Here is a 23,934-nt window from a genome sequence, read left to right as displayed (position 1 = left end):
TTTCTGTTACCAAAATTGGTCGCAATGATCCTTGCCCCTGTGGCAGTGGTAAAAAATACAAGAAGTGCTGCGGCGCTTGATTCTGGCAAGCTTATTATCCAGATGAAACACAACACTTTCTGGAAACGGGATCTCATGGAGGTCCCGTTTTTGTAACTGGTAAAGCCTTCACTCTGAATCGGGCACCAATCCTGCCGCCTGGCACAATAACTCTTCAATCTCATCCCATGCCAGAGGTTCGTTGTGAATCACCTCAATCCGACTGTTATCGCATTCTTCCAGTTCCATGATGCTGACTACTCCATCCTGGGCATTAAATGCCCTTGGCCCGAGATGGGTATTAACCACAGCTTTCAGACGTTTGGCGGGTATGCTGTTGAAGAGATGAAACAGTGCATCGAAGGAAAACACCAGCATTGAACTGTACAGCCAGCCGCAGCTGAAATGGCCCTGTCCCTTGTTCTCTCGCCGGATAAACAGCTCGCCATCGGGCAGTTGCAGGGGAGCGGTTTCGGGCATGGCGCTGTGTGAGTGATGCGCATCCGGGTGCAGAGCGACCTGATGACCTTTGGGAAGATCTAGCCATTGCTGCTCCAGTGCGCCATGGGCTACCCAGGCTGTTTTGAATGTTTTGTTTTCCATAGAGCTGCAGAAGTTGTCAAAACGCTCTTTGTCGGAATCCTCACAACAGTCGGTCTTATTGGCCACGATAACGTCTGCCAGAGCGATCTGATCCTGAAAATTTTCGTTATCCAGATACCGCTGGTCTTTCAGATTCCGGGGGTCCACCAGACAGATACTGGCTTTCAGATCGAGTACATCGCAATAGTGCTCACCTGACAGCGTCTGCAGAATCTGCTCCGGATGCCCCAGTCCTGTGGGTTCGATCAGAATACGGTCTGGTTTGCTGCGGGCAATCAGCATATTCAACCCTATCTGCATGGGCAGCCCGGCCACGCAGCACATGCAGCCACCGGGCACTTCCCGGACAACTGCGCCTTTGCCCGACATTATGGCGCCATCGATGCCGATTTCTCCAAACTCATTCACCAGCACACCCCAGGTTTCTTCTCTGGGCTTGTTGGCAAGAAGATGAAGGATCGCAGTAGTTTTACCGGATCCGAGGAAGCCGGTAATCAGGTTAGTAGGGATTGCTTTGGTCATGACATCTGAAACTGATTGAGGTTGTTATAATATAACGTTTTTGCCGAAGGTATGGGAGAAGAATTTCTCTAAACACTGTCCAGTGATGGAAGAAACCTGAAAATCGTCGATAGTTAGATGTAAGGTATTTTCAGCTTTCAAGGAGGATCATGAGCCATGGCTGGACCAGTAAATTTTCTCAAAGGCTTGGTGGGAGCTTCAACTTCACAGAGTTCGAACAAGGTCAAAGGCAAGCAGGTCGGGCGATATGATCATCGAGCAGCTGAGGCTGTCGATGGCAAACCCATCCTGAAGGAGTCAAAAGAATTCTTTTTGGCTCAAGCTGATCATCTGGAAAAACAGGCTGGACAGTACAGGTCGAAGGTTGCGCAAAAGTGCACACTAGAGCAAGCTCAAAAATTCAGAACCCAGGCGGAAAATGCCAAAACCAGTGCCCAGCTTCAAAATGAAAAAATTCGTAAGGAACAAAGAAGCCGAATGGCCGAAGCAAGGAAAGCAAGACAGAAGGGTCCTCTGAATCAGATAAAAAAAGCCGCAGTTAAGGTTGTTGATGCCGTCAAGCATGAAGCAGAAGAGTTTTATCAGACTGCATCACAGGCTGTCGAATGGGGGGGGCGTCAGGTCAGATTAGTTAACGAACAAGATGTATTGAACAATATGATTAAGCAAAAAGACAAATTGAAGTGGTATAAGAACCCTGCAGAAAGCTTTCAACTGTGGCGGGACATAAGGCAGGTGAGAGCCAGAATCAAGACTCTCGAGAATGAAAAGTAACAGTAAAACATCCGCTCACAGGGAAGTTTTTTTAGTCATATTGACTTCCCTTAGTCCTTCGATATGACTCCCCAGTCGCCAGATTATGAATAAACTCACCAATGTGGCGACGGATTCAAAAATAAGCTCTGACTGTTCCATGGGTGCAAAAGCCAATATTAAAAAGATCGGCAGGCTGAACACCAACGCTCTCATGGTGACGACCCAACCTATTGAAATCAGTCGGGTCCAGAACTGTTCTCCCTGAAGACCCCCGTTGCAGAGCCAGGCGTAAAAGATAGCAATGACAGGAATCAAGAGCTCTATGGCCTCAAGCCAGACGGAATGGGCAGAGCGGTCATTGATGCTTCCAGGAAAAAAAGCCAGGGTTAGAAATGCCAGCCAGCATATCGCATAGAGGTAAGTTTCCCGACCAGAGAGAGGCTTCTTTCTCAGTCGTTCCTTCAGCCAGTTGATATCCCAGAACACCACGAATTGCATAATCGTACCCTCCAAAAGCTTATATAGTTTAGAGTCTCCGGGGAGTGAAAAGTTCCCCGGAAGTGTCTGCTCAGTTTCAGATCAACAGAAAACCAATGCCTGCAAAAAGGGGAACCATCCAGGCAATTGGCAGCTTCCAGACAGCCAGAAGCAGATAAGCCAACAATGCCAGGGCAACATCCTGAGCATCCTTGATGGCCAGAGTAATCACCGGATTGTAAAAGGCTGCCAGAAGCAAGCCTACCACCGCCGCATTAATGCCATTGATAGCGGCTCTCAGCTTTGGCATGGCTTTCAGACGATTCCAGAAGGGCCAGGCCGCTGCCAGCAGAAGGAAAGAGGGAGCAAAAATACCCAACAGAGCGGCCAGTGCATTGGAAATACTGTAGCTATCGCCGTATACACCGCCCAGAAAAGGAGCCAAGGCAAACATAGGGCCAGGTACTGCCTGGGCGGCACTGTAGCCAACCAGAAAGGCGTCCGGGGTAACACCGCCGGGATGTACAACTTCAGCCTGAAGCATCGGCAGAACAACATGACCGCCGCCAAACACCAAGGCACCGGCGCGATAGAAACTGTCAAACAAGCTCAGGCTGGTAGAGTCTGACATATCTGCAAAGAAAGGCAGCAAGATAAGGCCGGCAAGAAAAAGAACCAGTGCAGCAAAGGCCTGTCGTTTGCTGCCTTTAACCCGGGCATGGTCGTCATGAGCAGACTGATCTTTGTAGATGACGAATCCACAGGCTGCCGCCACAAAAATCACCCCAATCTGGGTGAATACATGGGGAAGCAGCAACATGATCCCTGCTGACAACACCGCTAATGTCACCCTGGGACGATCCGGACATAATGATTTGCCCATTTTGATGAGGGCATCCGCCACGACAGCAACGGCAAACAGCTTGATGCCCTGTAGCATTCCCATAGCGGCAGGGATGCCGGATATCTCACTGTAGCCCAGAGCCAGCAGGATCATGATCAGGGCAGAAGGAAGGGTGAAACCCAGGAATGCGGCCACAGCACCCGGCAGGCCGGCACGTTCAAAACCTATGCTCATTCCTACCTGACTGCTGGCCGGTCCGGGCAGCATCTGGCAGAGGGCTACGGTGTCAGCGTAATCTCTTTCGCTGAGCCATTTGCGACGTCCTACAAACTCTTTATGAAAGTAGCCAATGTGGGCTGTGGGTCCCCCGAAGGAGTAGCAACCCAGCACCAGAAAGCGCCAGAAGATGTCGAGAATCGAGTGTCTCATAAACTGTCCTCACAAATATTGCCCGTTATTGTAAGGATGGGTATGTCATTAATCGAATGAATTCACTTAAGTACCTAACCAGTTGGTTTCGCATATTCTGGACGGCGGCTTTTTCCACCCTTCTGCGTTCCAACTCTGGTTGCGTAGCTATGGCTACGCGCCCGTCGTTGCGCCTTGAAGGATGAAAAAATCCACTCGCCAGAATATGCGAAACCAACTGGCCAGGTACTTATTGGAAATCATTTCAGATAGGGTTCTGTGCAGAATGGCGGCTGTTTTTTTCGCAAGTAGTGGCTGTCCTATTGAATCTACTGATTGTGAGAAGGGTTTTCAGTTGAGTATGCTTAAGTATCTGGCCATCGGAGTGATTTTCAGGATAACAAATAAATGTCGTCTACTACCGAGAGCAGTGACAAGCAACAACCTTTGGTTCAGCATCTGCTAGAGCTGAGAACCCGTATTCTGCGCAGCATCGTTGTTGTGCTGATTATTTTTGCCGGGCTCTTCTACTTTTCCAGTACGCTCTATGAATTCTTTTCAGAGCCTCTGCGAGTTTTCCTGCCGGAAAATAGCAGCATGATCGCAACGGATGTTGCTTCGCCCTTTCTGGCACCTTTCAAACTGACAATGGTCCTGTCACTGTTTGCCGCTATTCCTTTTATCCTCAATCAGATATGGGGGTTTATTGCGCCGGGGCTATACAGGCATGAGAAGAGGCTGGCTGTACCACTGCTGATTGCCAGTGTCGTACTGTTTTATGTCGGAGTGGCTTTTGCCTACTTTGTGGTCTTTCCGCTGATCTTTGGGTTCTTTACCAGCACCGGCCCTGAGAGTGTCACGGTGATGACCGACATAAACAGTTACCTGAATTTTATTCTGAAACTGTTTTTTGCCTTCGGTATGGCATTTGAGATTCCTGTTGTCACTGTGCTTCTGATCTGGTCGGGAGTCTCAACCGTTGAGTCCCTGTCTGGAAAGCGTCCCTATATTGTCGTAGGCTGCTTTGTTCTGGGCATGCTGCTGACCCCTCCTGATGTAATTTCCCAGACTCTGCTGGCTGGCCCGATGTGGTTGTTGTTTGAGGTGGGCATTCTGTTTGCTCGTCTGACGTCACGAAAACCAGAGGAAGCCGAAGTGAAGTCGTGAATCAGAGGCCTTTTACCTGAATGAGCGGAAAGCCCCGTACTTTTAGAGGATGTCAAGATAAAGCTATCTCATCAGCTTAAGGGTGATAAGATGGCTTCTTTGTTCATGACTGATTTAATGACTCTGCAGGGTGCTCCCACTGCCACGCTATTCGCAGGAATGTCACGAGTCACCACACTGCCCGCTCCAATCACAGAATTATCGCCAATAGTCACTCCGGGATTGACGCTCACATTGGCGCCCAGCCAGACGTTATTACCGATGGTGATGGGTTTGCAGAACTCCAGCCCTGTGTTTCGGGTTACTGAATCCAGAGGGTGTCCCGCAGTACTTATGGTGACACTGGGGCCAAACAACACATCATTACCAATGGTGACTTTAGCACCGTCGAGAATCGTGCAGTGATGGTTGGCATAAAAGTTCTCTCCCAAGTGGATATTGTAGCCATAATCACAATAGAAAAAGGGCTCTATCCATGCTTCTGAAAGGGTACCCAGAAGTTCATTGAGAACCTCTGCCTGTTGTGTTTTGTCGTCCGGTGAAACTTGATTAAAGCGGTGACACAGCTTCTTGGCCTCGAGGCGATCCTGGGTCAATTCAGAATCAAATGCAAGGTAATCCAGTCCTGCAAGCATTTTCTCTTTTTCGGTCATAAGGCTACTTCAATAAAAGTTTGTCAGTGGCTTTATTAACTCATGTCTGGATCAGGGGTTTAGTACGTGCTTTCCGATCTATTATCAGGATCTCTTGTCAGATAAATAGTCCTGAGCCGGAATACTGAATACTGGATGTTACGAAAAAGCTTAAAATATCAGCATTAGTGGCGGCTGAATAAGTAAATTCTTATTGATCCCATCAAGCTGGGCCTTGTCATTTTTTTTGACTCATTGCTATCAGGTTGAATGCCTGAATCAGATCATTCTGACAGGCTCTTGAACGGTTAAGCTTTTTTCTCAGTAACGATGTTATATTGTTGGTGAATTACAGTAGCTGATTGGGGTGAGAGGCTGACAGCTTCCCCCCTTTAATATTTTATGGATGCTGATTTTGGGAATGATCTTTAAAACATGATCTTTAAAACAACAATGGGCTTGCTGGCGTGGTTGGCCCTGATTTTTCTCTATCTGCTTTCGGTTGCCCCTATTGCCAATCTTCTCGCCAGGGGGCTGGAGATATATCCTCCTGTTGATAGGAGTCTTTGTAAAAAAGCCGATGCCATGGTGCTGCTGGGAGGGGGAAGGCCGAGAAGCTCTGCTGAACTGGAGGGTTATCAGCCGACCCCTCTGTCACTTGAGCGTATTCGTTATACCGCTTTGTTGTACCGGGAGTGTGAAGTCCCCATTCTGGCCACTGGCGGTGGGAAGCGACCTGAGTCGGAAATGATGGCCAGAGTTCTGAAGAATGACTATAACGTTGATGTCTCATGGAAAGAAACTCAGAGCACGACAACCCGGCAAAATGCCCGGAACAGTAAAAAGCTGCTGGGTAATGAGCTGGCAGGTAAAGAGCAGATAACGGTTGTCCTGATTACTCACGCCTGGCATATGCCCCGGGCAGTGTTGAGTTTTGAAAGGGCTGGCTTCAAAGTGATTCCGGCACCCACAGCATTCAACTCGAAAGAGATCACCTGGCAGAAAGGGGCCAACTGGATCCCGAGGGTTCGCAATCTCAGGCTCAGTGAACTGGCCCTGAATGAATATCTGGGCTTAATCTGGTATCGGCTGACCATTCGTTAAGGGTGTCGAAAACGGGTTTTTGTGACGCCCTCTTTAGCAAGCCGGGCTATTTGACAATGCCGCCTTTGGTGGCCCGTCCAGGGTCCAGAATCTTCTTCAATGCCTCTTCCGACATACCGGTTTTTTCTTTAGCAACTTCGATGACCGGACGTTTCTCACGATAAGCCTGCTTGGCAATTTCAGCCGCCTTCATATAGCCAATCAATGGGTTCAGGGCTGTCACCAGTACCGGATTGCGCCTCAGCGTTTCCTTGATATGAGCTTCCCTGACAGTAAAGTCGGCTATAGCCTTGTCGGCGAGAATCAGGCTGCTATTGGTGGCCAGAGTAATGCTATTGATCAGGTTGTTGGCGATCAGTGGCAGCATGACATTGAGCTGAAAATTGCCAGACTGGGCGGCAATCGCGATGGCTGAGTCCAGCCCCATGATCTGGGCGGCTGCCATGGTAACCGATTCGGAGATAACCGGATTCACCTTACCCGGCATGATACTGGAGCCAGGCTGCAGGGTAGGCAGTTCAATTTCACCAAGCCCTGCCAAAGGTCCACTGTTCATCAGGCGCAGGTCATTGGCGATCTTCATCAGTGACACCGCCACACTGCGAAGGTCTGAGGACAGTTCAAGCGCTGTGGCCGGCAGGCTCTGGGCTGCAAAGAAGTTATTAGCAGGCTTGAAAAGCAAACCGGTATCCTGACTCAGTTGTTTGCTGACTTTTGTTGCAAAGTCGTGATGAGTGTTGGTTCCGGTGCCAACAGCGGTGCCACCCAGAGTGAGTTGATAGAGACGCTCAAGAGTCTGCCTGATTCGTTGTTGGTCATTATTGATCAGTGCTATCCAGCCACTGATTTCCTGACCAAAGGTTACGGGCATGGCATCCATCATATGGGTTCTGCCTGTTTTTACGGTATTCTCAAGCTCTAACCGACGCTTTTTCATCACTTCCAGAAGATGATTCAAAGCGGGCAGCAGGTGATTATGAATCAACAAGGCAGACGATACGTGAATAGCAGAAGGAATGACGTCGTTGCTGCTTTGTCCCATATTGACGTGATCATTGGGCGAGATTTTTAATCCTGAAGTACGATTGACCAGATTACTGATCACTTCGTTCACATTCATATTACTGCTTGTTCCGGACCCGGTCTGGTAGACATCGATAGGAAACTGATCCGCATATTTTCCTTCAATAAGAGTATCTGCAGCTTCGATAATGGCCAGGGCATTCTCTTCAGCCAGTAACTCAAGTGACTGATTGGTTCGGGCTGCGGCTTTTTTGATGCGGATAATGGCTTCTATGAAAGGATGAGGCAATGGCTGCCCACTGACAGGAAAGTTCTCAACTGCCCGCTGGGTCTGGGCACCATAGAGGGCGTCCCTGGGAACAGTCACTTCTCCCAGGCTATCGCGTTCAATTCGCACCCCGGTTGGGCGTTCTGCAGAGCTGTACATGGCTGTCGACTGTCCCATTAGTAGTGCCAGAGTCAAATGTCGCCAGGGTTTTTGCTTGAGGTTGGTGTTTGTCATTGAATCGAAACCCTATCCAGTCCGGAATTCGAATGTGAACGCCAATATCATAGACCCTTATAGCCTATTGGCGGCTATTGAGAATAAAAAATCAATTTTTTGTATGAAGCCGGTTTAATGCTTTTAATACCGCATAAAGCTTGTTCTTTTCTTGAACTGAACGATAAAATCTCGCCACTTTTACTGACCGGATATCAGGATAATGGACGTTAAGGTAGTCGATTATAAGGCCACAGATGCAGCTCAAAAATTTGTTGAATCACTCCGCGAAACCGGCTTTGCGGTTTTAACCAACCACCCTTTGAGTCAGAATCTGGTTCAGTCAATTTACGATAACTGGTTGAACTTCTTTAATTCTCCCGCCAGACAGGATTTTCTGTTTGATCCTGAAAAGCAGGACGGCTATTTTCCACCAGAGGTTTCTGAAGTGGCCAAAGGGCATGAGAAGAAAGATATTAAAGAGTATTACCATATTTACCCCTGGGGCCGGATTCCTGCTGAACTGAAATCAGAAATTACAGATTATTATGAAAAAGCTTCTGATCTGGCGGGTGAGTTGCTGGGATGGGTTGAAAGTAATGCGCCTTGTGAGGTAGCAGAAGGCTTTTCCGAGCCGCTTCCACATATGATTGAAGACACGCCAAATACCTTGCTCAGGGTACTTCACTATCCTCCGTTCACTGGCGAAGAAGAGCCGGGAGCCATTCGCGCAGCAGCCCATGAAGATATCAATCTGCTGACCATTCTGCCAGCAGCCAGTGAGCCCGGCCTGCAGGTCAGATTGAAAGATGGCAGCTGGGTCGATGTTCCTTCAAAGTTCGGCTACCTGATCATCAACACCGGGGATATGTTGCAGGAAGCTTCCGGCGGTTATTTCCCTTCCACCAGTCACAGGGTGATCAACCCGACTGGTGGTAAGGGTGAGAAATCCAGAATGTCCCTGCCTCTGTTCTTGCATCCACGCAGTGAGGTGGTCTTGTCTGAGCGTCATACTCAGCGTAGTTACCTGGTGGAACGACTGAAAGAACTGGGCGTGGTTTGATTTTTTATCAAAGGATGGCCGAATTAAAAAGGGTGACTCAAAGCCACCCTTTTTAATTCAGATAACAGACAGCCGATCCTTACTTCTGTGAATCAGAGACAGATCTTCTTGCGCTGAGAACTGCCACAATAATCATTATCAAACTCAAGAATAAAACAGGCCAGGACCCCAGTAACATGAAAGGAGTATTGCCTGTCATGACTTCAGCGGTGCCTCTCAGTACTCCGGGTTTGAAACGTTCGATGCTTTCAACCACCTGACCTTTATCGTTTATCAGGGCAGTGATACCGTCGTTGGTCGCGCGAATCATGTATCGACCGGTCTCCAGTGAGCGCATACGGGCCATCTGGAAATGTTGCTCGGGGCCGATAGACTTGCCAAACCAGGTGTCATTACTGATGGTTATTAACAACCCACTGTCTTTTGCCTGCCGGGCAGCAAAGTCGGGGTAAACCACCTCATAACAAATATAAGTGGTTATCACAGTGTTGGGGACTCGCAGTTTTTCCTGACCACCAGGCCCCGGGCTGAATGCCGACATAGGCAGGTCAAAAAAGCTGATCAGCCCGCGCAGGAGTGAATCAAGAGGAACATACTCCCCAAAGGGAACCAGCTTCTGCTTGTAATAGCGACCTTCTCCCAGACCCATGGCGATTATGCCGTTGTAATACTTTTCGTCGAACAAAGATTTTGTGTCCTCAGATCGCTCATCAATAGGTAAGCCGAGAATCAGGGCGCTGTTGTGTTCAGCTGCTTTACGATTGAGCTGACTGAGCACCGATCTGGCCTGACTGTAGTAAAGAGGCATGGCATTTTCAGGCCAGATGATCAGCTCCTGATCCCACTCGTCTTCAGAAAGTCCATAGAAAGTATTCAGTGTTTTATCAACATAGCCGGGGTCCCATTTCAGGAGCTGGGGGATATTCCCCTGAACAGCGCTGAAGCTTATCTCCCCCACAGGGTGAGTCCACTGTAATTTACCCAGTGGAACCGATGCAACCCAGAACACCAGGGTGATTGACAGGGCGATCAAAGATGGGTTCCGATGGGCTCGATCAGTGACCAGTGTCGCAGTAATCAGGGCTGCAGTCGAAGCCATGAGTAGAGTCAATCCAAAAACACCTACGACAGGTGCCCAGGATTGAACAGGGGTGTCGAGCAGTGAGTAACCCTCAAGAAGCCAGGGGAAGCCAGTGAGTAGCCAGCTACGAACCCATTCAAACAGTGTCCATAATCCGGCGAAAATCAGAGCTTGTTGCCAGGGAGCCTGAATATTGAATCGATGCCTGAGTTTTGCATAAAGATAGAAAAGCGGCATGACCATCAGGGCAGCCATCATAATAACGAACAGAGCGGTTAACAGAGCTGCCAGAGGGACTGAGGCAGCACCAAAGTTATGGATGCTGACATAAATCCATGAAGTCCCTGTACCGAAAAGGCCCAGCCCAAACAGAAAGCCTCGGACAGTGGTCGTCTTTACTGTTTCTGTGCGGGTATAAGCAAAGCCTGCTGCTGTAGCAACGATCAGGACAGGCCAGATGTTAAAGGGACTGAAACCCAGTGGAAACAAACTTCCAGCCAACAGTGTGGCAAGGTGACCAAAGTAGAGCGTTTTTTTGTTCATAAATGGAATTCGGAAAAGTCAGTTTCCTCAGCGGTGACTGGCTGGAGAACCGTCGGACTGAAACCAGTCACACTGTGAGTCCTCCCCGCCAGTTTGCCTGATTTTGCTAGACGGGGCTAACTCGCAACAGTCGAATTCGGCGGCCGTCAGAATTCAGAACATCAAATCGGAAACCGTTAATCTCCACGAACTCATTCCGTTTGGGCATATGTCCGAACTCCTGCAGGACAATCCCCCCAATGGTATCGAACTCTTCGTCGCTGAAGCTGGATTCAAAGTGCTCGTTGAAGTCTTCTATAGGGGTCAGGGCTTTGACGATAAAAGTACGGGCCTGTTCCTCAACCGGTTTGATGAAGCTGTCCTCTTCAACATCGTGCTCGTCTTCTATATCCCCGACAATTTGTTCGAGAACGTCTTCGATCGTGACCAGACCGGCTACACCACCAAATTCATCAATGACTATGGCCATGTGATTACGGTTGGTTCGGAACTCTTTCAGGAGCACATTCAGACGTTTGCTTTCAGGAATGAAAGTGGCAGGACGAAGGTGGTCCTTGATATTGAATTTACCATTCTGGAGAATCAGCGGCAGAAGATCCTTGGCCAGAAGAATGCCGATAATCTCGTCTTTGGTATCGCCGATGACGGGAAAGCGGGAGTGGGCTGATTCGATCACCCTGGACAGGAAGTCCCGAGGCTCCTGGTCTTCATCAACACAGACCATCTGGGAGCGTGGGATCATGATTTCCCTGACCTGCATGTCAGCCACCTGAACAGCGCCCTCAATAATACTGAGAGCTTCATCGTCAATAATGCCCCTGAGTCCGGCATCATTGAGTAGAGTCAGTAGCTCACTCCGGTTCTGAGGGTCCTGAGCGAACAGAGCCGTCAGTTTGTCTTTCCATGTCGGGGCGGGCGAGTCGCCCGGCGCAGTGTCGTCGTTCATTACCTTGTATTACCGTGAAGGCCTTCTCATGGCATCATCTGCATGATTCGGCCAGCCTCTCCTATGATGATGATCCGCCCTTTTCAGACTGGTACGGATCAGGAAAACCAAGGCTTTGGAGAATCGCTGTTTCCAGAGATTCCATCGCCTCGGCTTCGTCTTCTTCGATATGGTCATAACCCAGCAAGTGCAGTGTGCCATGAACCATCATATGAGCCCAGTGTGCCTGAAGGGTTTTTTCCTGTTCCCTGGCCTCACGTTCAACTACAGGTGAACAGATAACCAGATCGCCCAAAAGCGGCAGGTTGAGTTCTTCCGGCAGGTCAGAGGGAAAAGACAGAACGTTGGTGGGACCGTCTTTTTGGCGCCATTGCCGGTTGAGTTCTGCACCTTCCTCACTGTCAACAATACGCAGACTGATTTCGGCTTCTTTGCGATGATTGCCAACTGCTGCAGCTGCCCATTTGTGCAGATCCGATTGCGAGGGTATTTCGGAACTCCCGCTGGCTATCTGTACGTCGACATGGACGTCTGCAGACATTACTGAACCCCTGCAACAGATTTGTTCTGACTTAGCTGATCAAAGCGATCGTAAGCCCGCACAATTCTCTGGACAATCGGGTGACGGACAACGTCCTTGGCGTTAAACCAGTTGAAGCCAATGCCGTCGACACCTTTGAGAACATCAATGGCATGAGCCAGACCAGAGCGAGTGCCCCTGGGCAGGTCGACCTGGGTAATGTCACCGGTAATGACGGCGGTTGAGCCAAAACCGATGCGGGTCAGGAACATTTTCATCTGTTCCGGCGTCGTGTTCTGGGCTTCATCAAGGATGATGTAAGAGTTATTAAGAGTACGGCCACGCATGTAAGCGAGAGGGGCAACCTCGATCACATTTTTTTCGATCAGTTTGTCGACTCGCTCAAAGCCCAGCATTTCATAGAGTGCATCGTAGAGAGGACGCAAATAAGGATCGATTTTTTGAGACAGGTCACCCGGAAGAAAGCCCAGCTTTTCACCGGCTTCCACAGCGGGCCTTACCAGCAGGATTCGACGGATTTCCTCTTCTTCCAGAGCCTGAACGGCAGCAGCAACAGCCAGATAGGTTTTACCGGTGCCAGCCGGGCCAATACCAAAGTTGATATCGTGAGTAAGAATGGAACGAACATATTTCTGCTGGTTTTCACCTCTTGGAGTGACTGTGCCCTTGCGGGTGCGCAGAGTGATCAGATTGTCGGATCTGGCTTCGTGGACCCATTCAACAGCTGACTCCTGAAGATAGAGGTGCACTGTCTCAGCCGTCAGGTGTTCTGTTTTTCCGGTCTCCCGGTATAGACGCTTGAGTATCTCCGAAGCAGCCTGGGCACTCCGATCCTCACCTCTGATCGTGAACTGGTTGCCACGATAACGGATATCAACGCCAAGGCGCTGTTCTATCTGTTTCAGGTGCTGATTGAATTGTCCGCAGAGCTCTGCGAATCGATGGGGATCGTCCGGTTCGAGAAGAAACTGACAGGTTATACCTGCACTTTTTGTCGGTGTTGCCTGGATCTGGGTATTCAAGTCGAGAATTCAGCTCTTACTGCGATTTATATTGGTTAAGCATATACTGCAGTCCGATTCTTGCCGTATTTTATTCGCTATGAGTGTATTTTGCTGTGCACTCGCAGCGGGCAAAAATGAGTGAATCAGACTGCTGAAAAATAGGATTTTACCGTAGGTTTTAACAATGTCATCTGTTTAATCCATTCATTCTCTGCGATCAGAGAATATGTTCCAGCCCGTATACCAGTTCAGCCTTGTCGTGGATGTACTCACTGGCCATAAGAATGCCTGGCATGTAGCTTGTTCGTTCAATGGAATCATGACGGATGGTCAGGTACTGACCAGTGTCGCCCAGAATCACTTCCTGAGAGGCTACAAAGCCTGGCATACGGACTGCGTGCAACTTTATTCCCCTGTAATCACCACCCCGCGAGCCTTCAATGTTGGCAACCTGATCATGGGTGCCAATATTGAACTTCTCGCGTTCTTCGCTCATCAGTTCGGCTGTTTTTACTGCGGTACCCGATGGGAAGTCCACTTTTTGCTGGTGATGGTACTCAATGATTTCGGCGTATTCATAATAACGGGCGGCCTGCCTGGCAAACTGCTGCATCAGCACGTTACCCACGATGAAATTAGGTGCAATAAAGCAGCCTTTGCCGGTTTCCCTGACCCAGCTCCGAATGCTCTCCAGGTCTTCAGGCGTAAAGCCGGTGGTACCGACTACCGCTGAAGCACCAGAGAACAGAGTGTTCTTCACAGTTTCCATACGAATTTCCGGACGGGTAAAGTCAACGACAATATCGGCGTCGTTGTTTTTCACTTCCGCTGCCAGGTCATCGCCCAGGTCGATGGATGCGGCCAGTTCCAGACGGCTGTGTTTTTGGACAAACTCAACCACTGTCTGTCCCATTTTGCCTTTGGCTCCGTTCACAGCGATTCTCAAAACTGACATGGTGTGCTCCGTGATAATTGTCTGATGTTATGGGAAATGCCACCTAACGGGTTTTGGCATGCAGGTGAGTGACGACACTGTAACGGATCAGGTGGAGCTGTCAATGGTCGAGCAGCGAACCTGTGAGAAAAGAAAATAGGGCGACATCTATTCTGACACAGGGGATAATTTCACGACAATGCCCAATTAATAGCTGGGCCAGGGGCACTCTTGTCTTAACAAAAGTCAAAACCAACCCACATCAGCTATGAAGGCAGCCAGAGAAAAAGCTATTTCCCATAAACCATACTGAGTGGCTGTCAATTCCGGGCTTATCTCTTGGAATTTTAATTTCAACATCCATTATGAATTCATCAAAATCATTCATTTTTATTACATCCTCTCTTGAAGAACTAATATCGAAAAGTATACTACTAATTATTTTTTTGAGGCAGCTAACGCCTAGATCACGTGCGCCGTAGGCGTCACCTGGATTTATTCGTTAGCTGTTGTAGGTCGGTGAGAATCCATTTTGTATATTCTGCACCTGAAGATGAGTTTGTCTCTATAACCTTTTTCAATGTAACTTCGTAAATACCATTAATCTCAGAATGCTTTACTTTATTAATTGACTCTTCTGAAATCTTTCCAGAATAATCTTCATTTTCAGCTATATTTCGAACCCTGTAGCGCTTCGTTTTTACATCAAGCCCTAAGAGTTCAGCTTTAAATACTGTAGCTTCTGACATATTGATATCAATTTTACTAACAGCCTTGTAAGCATTCACAATAGTGTTCTTATCCAGTTCGAGATCTTTGCCCCTTTCAAGGTTTGGTGACCCCCAATTTACTTTGAGAGGCGTGTCTAACTTAGCAAGAGTCTTTAAAAAAGACTTATACTTTGATGCAACTCGTCCTTGCAGCTCTTGTAATTTATTGCTAATAAAATCTTCATTATCTCCAGTTTCAAGGAGATTAATCAGCTCATTTATAGCATCAGATGCTAATGAGTTTGAAAACAAATCACTAGAAGAATCGGATCTTAACTGTATGCCGAATGAACCATTAAATATTTTTGTGGCCTTGAATTTAGTAGCAGTTAATATTTCAGCGGATATTGGCCCCTTTAGCGTTGGCTCACCATTGCAGTATTGTCCTAATGAGTCAACTAAGTCTTGGAATGATATAAGAATCGAACCAAACCCCTTGGCTTCATATTCAGGTAGTTTGCTGTCAATTTGATATAAATGCATGTTAAAGATTTCTCTTCTTGAGGATATCGCTGCCTCAACTGCATTTATACAATCTGATTCTATTGAAACTGGTTCATCACATTTTAAGAAAATCCCTTCGTTCGGCAAGTCGGCATTATCAATTTGCTCAGGCAATTTGTATTCGACTTCAGCTTCTCCATAAAAATTAGACTTTACGAAGAATACATAGCCATCTTCAGGGAGCTGAAATGCCTCTCGAAGTGTAATTTTTTGACTTATAACAGATGCAAGCCTGTCATTAGAAATGGGCAGATATATCCACTCGAACGAATCATAGTCATCAGATGTTGAAAGGACTAGGTACTGTGTACCTGTTTTATTTTTGCAGCTAAAAATTCTTGGAATATCAAAATACTGAAAAGTATTAACTATTTTCAGTTCACCAAGAAGCGTGTTCATTGGGAGGTTAAGCATTTGCAGCCTCCTCGATATCTACAGATTTGAACCTGTTAGCCATTTCTTTTGCATCCAATAACGGCCAAAGCGTATTGTGCTTACTTGAATTTCTAGATGGCGTCTCAGCAATAACGCCATCATTTTGACTGAGATTAGCAACAGCAAGCTTTTTCTTTGCTAAAGCTGGAACCTGCTCTGCCATATCGTCACATGCCTCGATGGTTCTGAAAACAGAGAGCCCTCTGGCCTGACAGCCTTGATTTCCCCAGTCTGTTCCTGGCCTCTGCTCGTAGTTCGATTTGAAATCTCTTTCCTTCGGATTGGTACGATTGACAAATCTATAGACCTTGCCAGACACAGGTTCTGCTGACTCTGGAGGACATTGCTCTGGGTAGTGATCAGGCCATTTCGCCATGTGAAAAATCCATTCTCTCTGATATTGCTAGCAACGCCCATAAGAGTAACCCGGAATGATACAGTCCTGAGCATTTTTACTGAAGCACTAAATTTACACTACAGCCAAAAATCATGCCACTCATTGGCATATGTTCTGCTCAGGTCTGCACAAGTCATGCTGAAACCTCTGGAACCCGTCATCCGACCAAAATACACCTGCAGAACCTGTGGCTGCGATATGAAAGCCATAGCATTCCGGTTCACAGGTTTCACCTGACCAATAGAAAAGGGCTTAAATTCACTCAACAGAGGAGAGCCAGCACAATCTGAATACATAATTTCACGACAATGCTCAATTAATGGCTGGGGCGGGGGCACGCTTAGCTTAACAAAAGTCAAAACCAACCTACATCAGCTATGAAGGCAGCCAGAGAAAAAGCTATTTCCTACAAACCATACTGAGTGGCTGTCAAATCCGGGCTTGTTCAACAACCGGATAAGATTGCGGCTGTGCACAATCTATCCTTATTCGTTATGAATCATCCGAACTTTAACTTAAAATTTAGAATTACTAATCATCGTCATCGTCGCAACCAAATCCGATATACCCTGTGATGTCCCAACTATCCCTATTTTTATAGATAGTACGACGATCCCAACCTATAAAACCAACCTCATTCCAACTATTAGCGTTTTCATAAATAACATTTTTGAAAACGCTAATATAACCTATCACTTTTTCTTGATGTGGGGTTTCGTAGAAGATTTTTGAAAAAATACTATAACCCAAGCTATTTGTTAGCTCAAAAGCAAACTTTTGTAGCATGTCAACGTAAACATTTTTATGTGATTTATCAGAAATCTTGTAGATGGTTTGGTTATCTAAACCAATGTAACCAATGGCCGTCCAGCTGTTGGAACTCTTATATACTAGACATGAAGCGTGCCCTAAATTCGAGATGCCTGTAATAAAAAGGGCGCATATAAAGCTCTTGATAAATTAAACTCCTTATATCCGGTACTAATGATTAGTATTTATGCGCTAAAGCCAACTCATAATGAAAGCATGTTACGTGCAATTAACCAAACTCAATAAATGATAGATATGTATGCGAAATCTCTCAATTTCTTGATAATCATGCTTTTCAGGAGCAAAGGCCTACATTTGAACCAACCATGCCGCACGAGATTATAGTTGTATTTTGAGCACATAACGAGCCTGTAGAAAAATCCAAAAACAAAGCCGTATAACTTGCGGCTCCTGTTATTAGCGAGTGCTGATCTTCAGGCTCCCGGTTAATTTATAATTTTTCCGCTGTGGCTTATTTCTTGATGTGGTTGACGATGATGGTGAGAGTGTCTTCTATTTTGTCGAAGCGTTCATGAGTCTCTTGTTTGAACTATTCGAAACGTTTGTCTTGCTGGTCAAAACGTTTGTCTTGCTGATCAAAACGTTTGTTTATCTGAGCGAACCCTTGGTGCATTTCAGCACGGGTTTTACTGGCGTAGCTGACAATCTCCGTCAGGGTGTCCCGAATAGGGTCAAGCTCGGTTTCGGGCGGCTGTTCAGCGTTTAAGCTCATGCTTTACTCCTCTATCAAATGAATGAGAAAAATAGCATAGCAGACTTTGAGAGTGGGTACAGAGAGCGTCGGTCTCGATAGCTCTGGGTAGTTATGTGTTAACTCCCAAAGCTTACAAAACTTAGCAAAATCGTCGTAAACTCTCGCCCAATCGAGGGTGTCGCAAAACTCCAACAGCTCGTTCCCATGCACTGAGTTCGTCATTCCCGCGAAGGCGGGAATCCAGCGCCAACGGTGGATCTCTGCCTTCTCGGGGATGACAAGGCCAGGGGAGCACCGGGCAGTATGGTTCTGGTGGTGAGTCAGTGTGGATTCCCGCCTTCGCGGGAATGACGAGAATGAAATCGGGAATGACGAGAATCAAGTTGGGAATGACGGGGGTGAAGGCGGGAAGCAGAGTTTTGCGACAGCCTCGACAGGGCGGGGAACATTCACCTTGAGACCAGCCGCTCTGTTCGAAGGGTCAGGCAACAACACCCAGTTCAGAATCAATCAGGCTGCCACGCAAACTGTGAGGGAACGCCTCAACAATCTCAACCTCGGCAAATCGACCAATCAGGCGAGGTTCGGCACACTTGAAGTTAACCACACGATTGCACTCTGTCCGGCCACTCAGTTCGCCCGGGTCTTTTTTGGAGTAACCCGTTACCAGAATTTTCTGGGTGCTGCCTACCAGACGACGACTGATTTGCATGGTCTGTTGATTGATTCGCTCCTGCAGAATTTTCAGTCGCTGCTTTTTGGTGGACTCAGGAACGTCGTCGGGCATGTCGGATGCCGGGGTTCCGGGGCGTTTACTATAGATGAAGCTGAACGAGGCATCGAAACCGATCTCGTTGATCAGGTTCATGGTGTCTTCAAAATCTTCATCGGTTTCACCCGGGAAGCCTACGATAAAGTCTGAAGAGAGACTCAGGTCAGGGCGGTGTTCACGCAACTGGCGAATCTTGTCCCGGTACATCTCAACTTCGTGGTTACGTTTCATCAGGGAGAGAATTCGGTCAGATCCGGCTTGCACAGGAAGGTGCAGGTGGCTGACAAGCTCCGGTACCTGAGCGTAAACATCGATCAGGCTCTGGGAGAACTCTTTCGGGTGAGACGTGGTGAAACGAATTCGGTCAATGCCGTCTATCGCAGCGACTATGGTGATCAGCTCAGCCAGATCACAAACAGTACCATCGTCTTTTTCGCCACGATAAGCATTTACATTCTGCCCCAGCAGATTGATTTCCCGAACCCCTTTCTCAGCCAGACCGGCGCACTCGGCAATTACGTCATCCATGGGGCGGCTGACTTCCTCACCACGGGTGTAAGGAACAATGCAGAAAGTACAGTATTTGCTGCACCCTTCCATGATGGAAACGAAGGCCGTTGGTCCTTCTACAGAAGGCTCTGGCAGCCGGTCAAACTTTTCAATTTCCGGGAAGGTGACATCGACCACAGGGATATGGTTGCTCTGGGTGGCATCGATCATCTCTGGCAGGCGGTGCAGGGTTTGTGGTCCGAATACTACGTCTACCTGGGGCGCACGCTTGCGGATAGCTTCCCCTTCCTGACTGGCCACGCAGCCTCCGACACCGATCACCAGGTCGGGATTGGCTTCTTTCAGTTTTTTCCAGCGACCCAGTTGATGGAACAGCTTTTCCTGGGCTTTTTCCCTCACAGAGCAGGTGTTAACCAACACAACATCGGCTTCTTCCGGATTGTCTGTTAACTCCAGAGTATGGGTTTCTCCGAGCAGGTCAGCCATTCGAGCTGAGTCGTACTCGTTCATCTGGCAACCGTGGGTTTTGATATAAAGCTTTTTTGTTGCGCTCATACTTTTGCTTTCTGGGTTCACATTTTTTTCGCTCAGGGCTGTTTGTTCGCTCAGGGCTGTTTGTTCGCTCAGGGCTGTTTTGGTTATTTCAGACGCCAAAGCCGGATTCCTGTCTGCTGTATAATGGTCTGAGACCCTGAAGCTGTCATGTTCAGGCCTCAGGTGACTCAGAATAGCAAAATCAGCGATCACTGATCTGGCTGGTGAAAAAGTCGCCATTATAACGGCAGTCGACCCCGTAAGGTAGTGAGCAATATTTCTGACCCTCCATACAGAGACTACGTGATAAGCATTCGGCTATAGTTCGTCTTTCAAGCCTGTTTTGGGGGTGTAGACAGGCATCAGTGTCATTTTTACAACCCCGGTTTTCATGACGACATAACTTTGCACGTCGGTTCTTTGCAGACGAACGGTATCCAGGAGATCATCGGCATTCATTCTGCCCAAGGCATCATAGAATTCGGTCTCTTCCGATGAGAAGCGATTATTGAGCGTATCGAGAGCACTCTTGATATGGCCTATTTCAGGATAACTGGCGCTGGCCAGCTGTATTCCAATGGCTACAGCCTTGCTGAGGATTTTGCCGATCAGTCTGAAGGGGATTTCCCAGTCATTTTCCATCAGAGTCAGCTGTACGGAGTCTGCATTCATCCAGATAATCAGTTCTGTTTTGCCTTTATTGACGCCTTTTTCTTTTGCCCAGGGGATTTCAATCGTATCCTCACGAATGGGCTGGTCGCCATTGTAGTAGGTCAGATGCATGTAGATTTCAGGCTTGGTGAAATACTCGCCGACCCGTTCCAGGTTGAGCTCCAGAAGATAATCACGTTCAGGCAGGCGCTCTGTGGCAGTGGTGTTGGGGTCGACAATGGGTTTCGTATGCGTTACCGGAGTACTGAGTCGGGCAGGGCGATGAACCAGCAGGATGACATCTTTATCCAGGTCATCGACATTCTTTGTGGTGAAGTCGCAGTGTTTATCCCGGCAGGATGAAGAGCTGGTGACTTCCGCTTTGCGGGGCTGATCCCGCTCCTTTGGTAACAGGAAGCCAATATAGGGGCTATCGGTGTCTTGTACCTTGCGGTAACGCAGTTTCATCAGCGATTCTTTGCTTCGCTTACCAAAGTGGAAACAGTCTGCCACCCTATCGAGTTCTTCTATCTGCTGACTAATATCTTCCTGAATGGTTTTGGGCACTTCCGGATAATTTTTTTGAATGATTTCAGGGATGCTTTGCAGGGCAAGATCCCCTGCTTCATCTAATTGCGAGGGGTTGGTGGCCTCTTTACGAATATGATCCAGGTGTTTCCAGGGTTTAAGGGTTTCGATGAAGCGCTGTTTCATATCAATCAATCTTTGCTGCTTCTCTTTCAGGCCAAGAGCGTCAATGTCGGAACACTCTTTGTCGGCAAAAGCAGGAGGGATAAAAAGAGACAGGAGTATCGGTATAAGCAGTGGGAGTCGTGTATTCATGAGGAGCCTTAGGAGATGTTAAGGAATGAACAGGCAAGATATTGGAAGGAAAGCGGAGCACATATTTTAATTAGATACGATTGTCGAATCTGTCAAATTCCGCTGTGGAATATCGGAATCAGTCGCTAACACCTGTTGTATTTCATCCCAAGTGAGCCCTGGGTGGTACACGCTCCTTGCTTATGGAGTCGTCTTCTTTGGCCCTTTTTGCAACAGTGGCCGTATAGTATTGATTCGCATTGCACCCAGGATATTGCTTATGCTCGCAAGAACACGGTATTGGGCATAAACGTACTGATAATCAGCAGCGAGGTATTGCTTGCGCGCTTCAAACAGCTCGTTCTGAGTATCAAGCAAATCCAATAACGTACGATGGCCAGCCTTAAATTGTGCCAGATATAACTCCGTACTCTCTCTGGATTGCTCTACATAATCGTGTAAATGGACGCGTGATTGCTTTAGTGTCACGAAAGCGTCCCAAGATGATTCTGCATTGGCCTGAACCTCGCGATACACCTTATTCGAACGCATCCGGGAGGCTTCCTCCCGATAGAGAGCCCGACGATAACGGGAGCTGCTTTGTCCCCCGGAGTAGAGGTTCCAGTTCATTTCTACAAGCAGTCGCGATTCATCTTCCCGACCATCAAAACCAGACACATTATCTTTCCAACTACGATCTGCAACTAAGTCAAAGCTGGGATAGTTTTCAGATTGAACACCTTTCACATCAGCTGTTGAAGCATTCACATCGAGTCTGCTGGCGATGAGTAGCTGATTATTCTGAAGTGCTAATTTAATGGCTCGATCCTGGCTTTCAGGTAAATAAGACTGATCGACCTCCGGACGGATAAAGTCACCGGGATAGTCACCAGTGAGTTGCTTGTATAAAGTTTCAGCATCAGCCAGGTTGTTACGGGCAGCTAGTATATTGGCTCTGACTCTGGCAATACGTCCTTTGATTTGCGTAAGATCAGATTTATCCGATATGCCTTGTCGCTTGCGTGCAGCGACCATATCGTAAGTTTCGAGATGTTGCTCCAGGTTTTCTTGCGACAAACGCAGTACCTCTTGAGCATTCATTACATGGGTATAAACCTGCGCCACCTGTAAAGCGAGTGATTCAGCTTGTGCCAGTGTCTGATGATAATGAGCCTGCATGTTGAAGTCAGCGCGCGAGTATTCACTGGTATTGGCAAAACCACGAAATAGCGGGATTGATAATTTCAGCCTGGCCTGCTTGCGAGTTTGATTGGTTTCTCCAACATTAGCTCTATCCTGATCTTCTCGCCCACTATCAGCTCTTAAATCAAGACTGGGTAGAAACCTTCCCTGGGCAATGTCGAGTTCAGCCTGCGATGCAAAGTAAGACTGTAAGGTTACAGCCATATCCGGGTTGGTCTGTATGGCATCATTAATCGTTTGCTCAAGGCTTTGTGCCCAATTCGTGTTGCACCAAAGCATACCAAGCACTGTTAGTGTGGTGCGTAATACAGGCTTCATTGTCATCAGCTCCAATATAAACACATAATCGCCACTGCAATTATCACTTTAAAGCTCTCAATAGTGGCTTCATGATGTACTGCAATACACTGCGTTCTGCCACGCTGATGTCGACAGTTGCCTGCATGCCAGGAATGACATTCAGGTGGCTGTAACCCTCGCCAAAGTAAGCTTTTTCGACTCTTACTTTTACGATGTAAAAACTATCGCCATGGGGGTCAGTAATGGAATCTGCGGAAATGGTCTGTACTCTGCCATCCAGCCCACCGTAAACAGCAAAATCAAACGCCGAAATTTTCACTTTTGCATGCTGGCCGTGCTGCACAAAACCAATATCTTTAGGCTTTACCTTAGCCTCAACCAATAGCTCATCATCTACTGGCACAATATCGATAAGCTCAGCCCCTGGTTTTGCGACACCACCAATGGTTGTGACATACAATTTTTGAATTACCCCATCAACCGGCGAATGCAGCTCGGTGTTTTGAACACTTGCCTCGTTGACGGTTTTTTTACCACGTGCAATACCAAGACGAGTTCGCACTTCGGATAGCTGTTCCTGAGCTTCCGCCCGGAAGCCCGACAGAGTACTGCCTTCTTCTTTCTTAAGACGCTGAATCTCTGCTTGCAGCTTTGGGATCTGGTTGTTTGTTTTATTAACCTCTGATTGTGCCTGACTGAGCCTTTGTTTAACGTCAATCACAACAGACTCAGATACTGCACCCATTTTAAGTAGAGGCTCGTTCATTTTGAGCTGCTGCTGGATCAAATCAACCTGTCGCTGCTGATCTTCCACCTGCTGTTGAGCTGAGACAAGTTCCTGGCGAGCCTTGCTTGTTTTCAGATGGATGTCATCAAGCTGCATATGAAGCTCATCCTGTCTCACCTTATAGAGCTTTAACTGTGTATCTATAAAAGTGTTATGGGTAGCAATTTGTTCAGGGGTAAATTCTGGGTGAGTACCAGCAACTTCTGCTGCAAGGCGCGTTTCTTTTGCAAGTAACGATGAAGTCTCCACGACCGACTGTGTCAATGACCCGCTCGCTACCGTTGGATCAAGTTCCATGAGCAGCTCACCCTGCATGACCGACTGCCCTTCAATGACGTGGATTGCTTTAATAGTACCGCCTTCGAGGTTTTGAATGACCTGTGTACGGCTAATGGGGGTCGCTTTGCCCTGGCCGCGAACGATTTCATTGATGTTGGCAAAATAGGCCCAAACCAGCAAAAACAACACCATCACAAATACTATCCAAAGCGTCACTCTGGCTGCAGACGGTGTTCGCATTAACTCACCTTGAGAGGCGTCAGTGATAAAATCGAGA

The 23,934-nt window shown here is 47.7% G+C and carries 24 protein-coding genes and 1 pseudogene; 5 read left to right on the top strand and 20 right to left on the bottom strand.

Features of this window, described 5'->3' with window-relative positions:
• Positions 1-11: 11 nt before the first annotated feature.
• Positions 12-80 (top strand): annotated as a pseudogene (locus ACO6V5_RS15910) (SEC-C metal-binding domain-containing protein); the annotation flags it as partial.
• A gap of 88 nt (positions 81-168) precedes the next feature.
• On the opposite strand, the gene ACO6V5_RS15905 reads toward ACO6V5_RS15910, so the two are convergent.
• The gene (locus ACO6V5_RS15905; RefSeq protein ID WP_422136795.1) at positions 169-1,164 is read right to left on the bottom strand and encodes a CobW family GTP-binding protein; all 996 of its coding nucleotides are present in this window, start codon (positions 1,162-1,164) and stop codon (positions 169-171) included.
• A 156-nt stretch (positions 1,165-1,320) separates the two neighbouring features.
• Here ACO6V5_RS15905 and ACO6V5_RS15900 point away from each other — a divergent pair, with 156 nt between their 5' ends.
• Positions 1,321-1,938 carry a hypothetical protein gene (locus ACO6V5_RS15900; protein WP_422411412.1) on the top strand — a complete coding sequence of 206 codons (618 nt, stop codon included), beginning with the start codon at positions 1,321-1,323 and terminating at the stop codon, positions 1,936-1,938.
• A gap of 15 nt (positions 1,939-1,953) precedes the next feature.
• Here the strand turns inward: ACO6V5_RS15900 and ACO6V5_RS15895 are convergent, their stop codons facing one another.
• Together ACO6V5_RS15895 and chrA are read right to left on the bottom strand one after the other, a co-directional pair.
• The gene (locus ACO6V5_RS15895) at positions 1,954-2,418 is read right to left on the bottom strand and encodes a hypothetical protein (RefSeq protein ID WP_422136797.1); all 465 of its coding nucleotides are present in this window, start codon (positions 2,416-2,418) and stop codon (positions 1,954-1,956) included.
• Between the two features lie 76 nt (positions 2,419-2,494).
• Complete coding sequence (gene chrA, locus ACO6V5_RS15890) at positions 2,495-3,670, bottom strand: chromate efflux transporter (protein ID WP_422411410.1); 1,176 nt, start codon at positions 3,668-3,670, stop codon at positions 2,495-2,497.
• Positions 3,671-4,057: 387 nt separating this feature from the next.
• Between chrA and tatC the strand changes: the two genes are divergently transcribed.
• On the top strand, positions 4,058-4,816 hold the full coding sequence (tatC, locus tag ACO6V5_RS15885; protein WP_422139827.1) for a twin-arginine translocase subunit TatC: 759 nt from the start codon (positions 4,058-4,060) through the stop codon (positions 4,814-4,816).
• 71 nt (positions 4,817-4,887) lie between these two features.
• Here tatC and ACO6V5_RS15880 read toward each other — a convergent pair whose 3' ends face one another.
• The gene (locus ACO6V5_RS15880; protein ID WP_422136800.1) at positions 4,888-5,469 is read right to left on the bottom strand and encodes a sugar O-acetyltransferase; all 582 of its coding nucleotides are present in this window, start codon (positions 5,467-5,469) and stop codon (positions 4,888-4,890) included.
• Positions 5,470-5,883: 414 nt separating this feature from the next.
• Here ACO6V5_RS15880 and ACO6V5_RS15875 point away from each other — a divergent pair, with 414 nt between their 5' ends.
• The gene (locus tag ACO6V5_RS15875; RefSeq protein WP_422409672.1) at positions 5,884-6,552 is read left to right on the top strand and encodes a YdcF family protein; all 669 of its coding nucleotides are present in this window, start codon (positions 5,884-5,886) and stop codon (positions 6,550-6,552) included.
• A gap of 46 nt (positions 6,553-6,598) precedes the next feature.
• Here the strand turns inward: ACO6V5_RS15875 and ACO6V5_RS15870 are convergent, their stop codons facing one another.
• The gene (locus ACO6V5_RS15870) at positions 6,599-8,002 is read right to left on the bottom strand and encodes a class II fumarate hydratase (RefSeq protein WP_422137068.1); all 1,404 of its coding nucleotides are present in this window, start codon (positions 8,000-8,002) and stop codon (positions 6,599-6,601) included.
• Positions 8,003-8,279: 277 nt separating this feature from the next.
• On the opposite strand from ACO6V5_RS15870, the gene ACO6V5_RS15865 reads away from it, so the two are divergent.
• Positions 8,280-9,119, top strand: a complete 840-nt coding sequence (locus ACO6V5_RS15865; protein WP_422136802.1) for an isopenicillin N synthase family dioxygenase — start codon at positions 8,280-8,282, stop codon at positions 9,117-9,119.
• Between the two features lie 79 nt (positions 9,120-9,198).
• On the opposite strand, the gene lnt is transcribed toward ACO6V5_RS15865, so the two are convergent.
• From lnt to ACO6V5_RS15790, 15 genes are all read right to left on the bottom strand, one after another.
• Entirely contained in the window at positions 9,199-10,743 is a 1,545-nt protein-coding gene (gene lnt, locus ACO6V5_RS15860) for an apolipoprotein N-acyltransferase (protein WP_422409670.1), read from the bottom strand.
• 106 nt (positions 10,744-10,849) lie between these two features.
• Entirely contained in the window at positions 10,850-11,689 is an 840-nt protein-coding gene (locus ACO6V5_RS15855) for an HlyC/CorC family transporter (RefSeq protein ID WP_422136804.1), read from the bottom strand.
• Between the two features lie 61 nt (positions 11,690-11,750).
• Entirely contained in the window at positions 11,751-12,230 is a 480-nt protein-coding gene (ybeY, locus tag ACO6V5_RS15850) for an rRNA maturation RNase YbeY (protein ID WP_422409668.1), read from the bottom strand.
• Positions 12,230-13,252, bottom strand: coding sequence for a PhoH family protein (locus ACO6V5_RS15845; RefSeq protein ID WP_422136806.1), 1,023 nt, complete (start codon positions 13,250-13,252; stop codon positions 12,230-12,232). The genes ybeY and ACO6V5_RS15845 overlap by 1 nt, the downstream gene beginning before the upstream one ends.
• Before the next feature lie 199 nt (positions 13,253-13,451).
• Positions 13,452-14,189: a 4-hydroxy-tetrahydrodipicolinate reductase gene (gene dapB / locus ACO6V5_RS15840; RefSeq protein WP_422136807.1), complete on the bottom strand. Its 738-nt coding sequence runs from the start codon at positions 14,187-14,189 to the stop codon at positions 13,452-13,454.
• 241 nt (positions 14,190-14,430) lie between these two features.
• Positions 14,431-14,556, bottom strand: a complete 126-nt coding sequence (locus tag ACO6V5_RS15835) for a hypothetical protein (protein ID WP_422409666.1) — start codon at positions 14,554-14,556, stop codon at positions 14,431-14,433.
• 97 nt (positions 14,557-14,653) lie between these two features.
• On the bottom strand, positions 14,654-15,856 hold the full coding sequence (locus ACO6V5_RS15830) for a DUF6575 domain-containing protein (protein ID WP_422409664.1): 1,203 nt from the start codon (positions 15,854-15,856) through the stop codon (positions 14,654-14,656).
• Complete coding sequence (locus tag ACO6V5_RS15825) at positions 15,849-16,196, bottom strand: hypothetical protein (protein WP_422409662.1); 348 nt, start codon at positions 16,194-16,196, stop codon at positions 15,849-15,851. Before ACO6V5_RS15825 ends, ACO6V5_RS15830 begins: the two co-directional genes overlap by 8 nt.
• 609 nt (positions 16,197-16,805) lie before the next feature.
• Positions 16,806-17,060 (bottom strand): hypothetical protein, encoded by a 255-nt coding sequence (locus ACO6V5_RS15820; RefSeq protein ID WP_422409660.1) that lies wholly within the window; start codon positions 17,058-17,060, stop codon positions 16,806-16,808.
• A gap of 574 nt (positions 17,061-17,634) precedes the next feature.
• Complete coding sequence (locus tag ACO6V5_RS15815) at positions 17,635-17,817, bottom strand: hypothetical protein (protein ID WP_422139831.1); 183 nt, start codon at positions 17,815-17,817, stop codon at positions 17,635-17,637.
• A gap of 121 nt (positions 17,818-17,938) precedes the next feature.
• Positions 17,939-18,181, bottom strand: coding sequence for a hypothetical protein (locus ACO6V5_RS15810; RefSeq protein WP_422139832.1), 243 nt, complete (start codon positions 18,179-18,181; stop codon positions 17,939-17,941).
• 99 nt (positions 18,182-18,280) lie between these two features.
• On the bottom strand, positions 18,281-19,636 hold the full coding sequence (gene miaB / locus ACO6V5_RS15805) for a tRNA (N6-isopentenyl adenosine(37)-C2)-methylthiotransferase MiaB (protein WP_422409675.1): 1,356 nt from the start codon (positions 19,634-19,636) through the stop codon (positions 18,281-18,283).
• Between the two features lie 297 nt (positions 19,637-19,933).
• Positions 19,934-21,109, bottom strand: a complete 1,176-nt coding sequence (locus tag ACO6V5_RS15800; protein ID WP_422409658.1) for a hypothetical protein — start codon at positions 21,107-21,109, stop codon at positions 19,934-19,936.
• A gap of 180 nt (positions 21,110-21,289) precedes the next feature.
• On the bottom strand, positions 21,290-22,633 hold the full coding sequence (locus ACO6V5_RS15795; protein ID WP_422409656.1) for a TolC family outer membrane protein: 1,344 nt from the start codon (positions 22,631-22,633) through the stop codon (positions 21,290-21,292).
• A gap of 19 nt (positions 22,634-22,652) precedes the next feature.
• Positions 22,653-23,897: an HlyD family type I secretion periplasmic adaptor subunit gene (locus tag ACO6V5_RS15790; RefSeq protein WP_422492205.1), complete on the bottom strand. Its 1,245-nt coding sequence runs from the start codon at positions 23,895-23,897 to the stop codon at positions 22,653-22,655.
• Between the last annotated feature and the right edge of the window lie 37 nt (positions 23,898-23,934).

Source organism: Endozoicomonas sp. ALD068 (assembly GCF_049310145.1).
Taxonomy (GTDB): domain Bacteria; phylum Pseudomonadota; class Gammaproteobacteria; order Pseudomonadales; family Endozoicomonadaceae; genus Endozoicomonas_A.
Note: the sequence above shows the minus strand (reverse complement) of the source record. Positions and strands in the feature narration are given on the sequence as shown.

What these genes read in the sequence shown, in the direction of transcription:
- ACO6V5_RS15905 (WP_422136795.1), bottom strand. Translation starts at nt 1,164, where the DNA reads ATGACCAAAGCAATCCCTACTAACCTGATTACCGGCTTCCTCGGATCC.
- ACO6V5_RS15900 (WP_422411412.1), top strand. Translation starts at nt 1,321, where the DNA reads ATGGCTGGACCAGTAAATTTTCTCAAAGGCTTGGTGGGAGCTTCAACT.
- ACO6V5_RS15895 (WP_422136797.1), bottom strand. Translation starts at nt 2,418, where the DNA reads ATGCAATTCGTGGTGTTCTGGGATATCAACTGGCTGAAGGAACGACTG.
- chrA (WP_422411410.1), bottom strand. Translation starts at nt 3,670, where the DNA reads ATGAGACACTCGATTCTCGACATCTTCTGGCGCTTTCTGGTGCTGGGT.
- tatC (WP_422139827.1), top strand. Translation starts at nt 4,058, where the DNA reads ATGTCGTCTACTACCGAGAGCAGTGACAAGCAACAACCTTTGGTTCAG.
- ACO6V5_RS15880 (WP_422136800.1), bottom strand. Translation starts at nt 5,469, where the DNA reads ATGACCGAAAAAGAGAAAATGCTTGCAGGACTGGATTACCTTGCATTT.
- ACO6V5_RS15875 (WP_422409672.1), top strand. Translation starts at nt 5,884, where the DNA reads ATGATCTTTAAAACAACAATGGGCTTGCTGGCGTGGTTGGCCCTGATT.
- ACO6V5_RS15870 (WP_422137068.1), bottom strand. Translation starts at nt 8,002, where the DNA reads ATGTACAGCTCTGCAGAACGCCCAACCGGGGTGCGAATTGAACGCGAT.
- ACO6V5_RS15865 (WP_422136802.1), top strand. Translation starts at nt 8,280, where the DNA reads ATGGACGTTAAGGTAGTCGATTATAAGGCCACAGATGCAGCTCAAAAA.
- lnt (WP_422409670.1), bottom strand. Translation starts at nt 10,743, where the DNA reads ATGAACAAAAAAACGCTCTACTTTGGTCACCTTGCCACACTGTTGGCT.
- ACO6V5_RS15855 (WP_422136804.1), bottom strand. Translation starts at nt 11,689, where the DNA reads ATGAACGACGACACTGCGCCGGGCGACTCGCCCGCCCCGACATGGAAA.
- ybeY (WP_422409668.1), bottom strand. Translation starts at nt 12,230, where the DNA reads ATGTCTGCAGACGTCCATGTCGACGTACAGATAGCCAGCGGGAGTTCC.
- dapB (WP_422136807.1), bottom strand. Translation starts at nt 14,189, where the DNA reads ATGTCAGTTTTGAGAATCGCTGTGAACGGAGCCAAAGGCAAAATGGGA.
- ACO6V5_RS15835 (WP_422409666.1), bottom strand. Translation starts at nt 14,556, where the DNA reads ATGAATGATTTTGATGAATTCATAATGGATGTTGAAATTAAAATTCCA.
- ACO6V5_RS15830 (WP_422409664.1), bottom strand. Translation starts at nt 15,856, where the DNA reads ATGCTTAACCTCCCAATGAACACGCTTCTTGGTGAACTGAAAATAGTT.
- ACO6V5_RS15820 (WP_422409660.1), bottom strand. Translation starts at nt 17,060, where the DNA reads ATGCTACAAAAGTTTGCTTTTGAGCTAACAAATAGCTTGGGTTATAGT.
- ACO6V5_RS15815 (WP_422139831.1), bottom strand. Translation starts at nt 17,817, where the DNA reads ATGAGCTTAAACGCTGAACAGCCGCCCGAAACCGAGCTTGACCCTATT.
- miaB (WP_422409675.1), bottom strand. Translation starts at nt 19,636, where the DNA reads ATGAGCGCAACAAAAAAGCTTTATATCAAAACCCACGGTTGCCAGATG.
- ACO6V5_RS15800 (WP_422409658.1), bottom strand. Translation starts at nt 21,109, where the DNA reads ATGAATACACGACTCCCACTGCTTATACCGATACTCCTGTCTCTTTTT.
- ACO6V5_RS15790 (WP_422492205.1), bottom strand. Translation starts at nt 23,897, where the DNA reads ATGCGAACACCGTCTGCAGCCAGAGTGACGCTTTGGATAGTATTTGTG.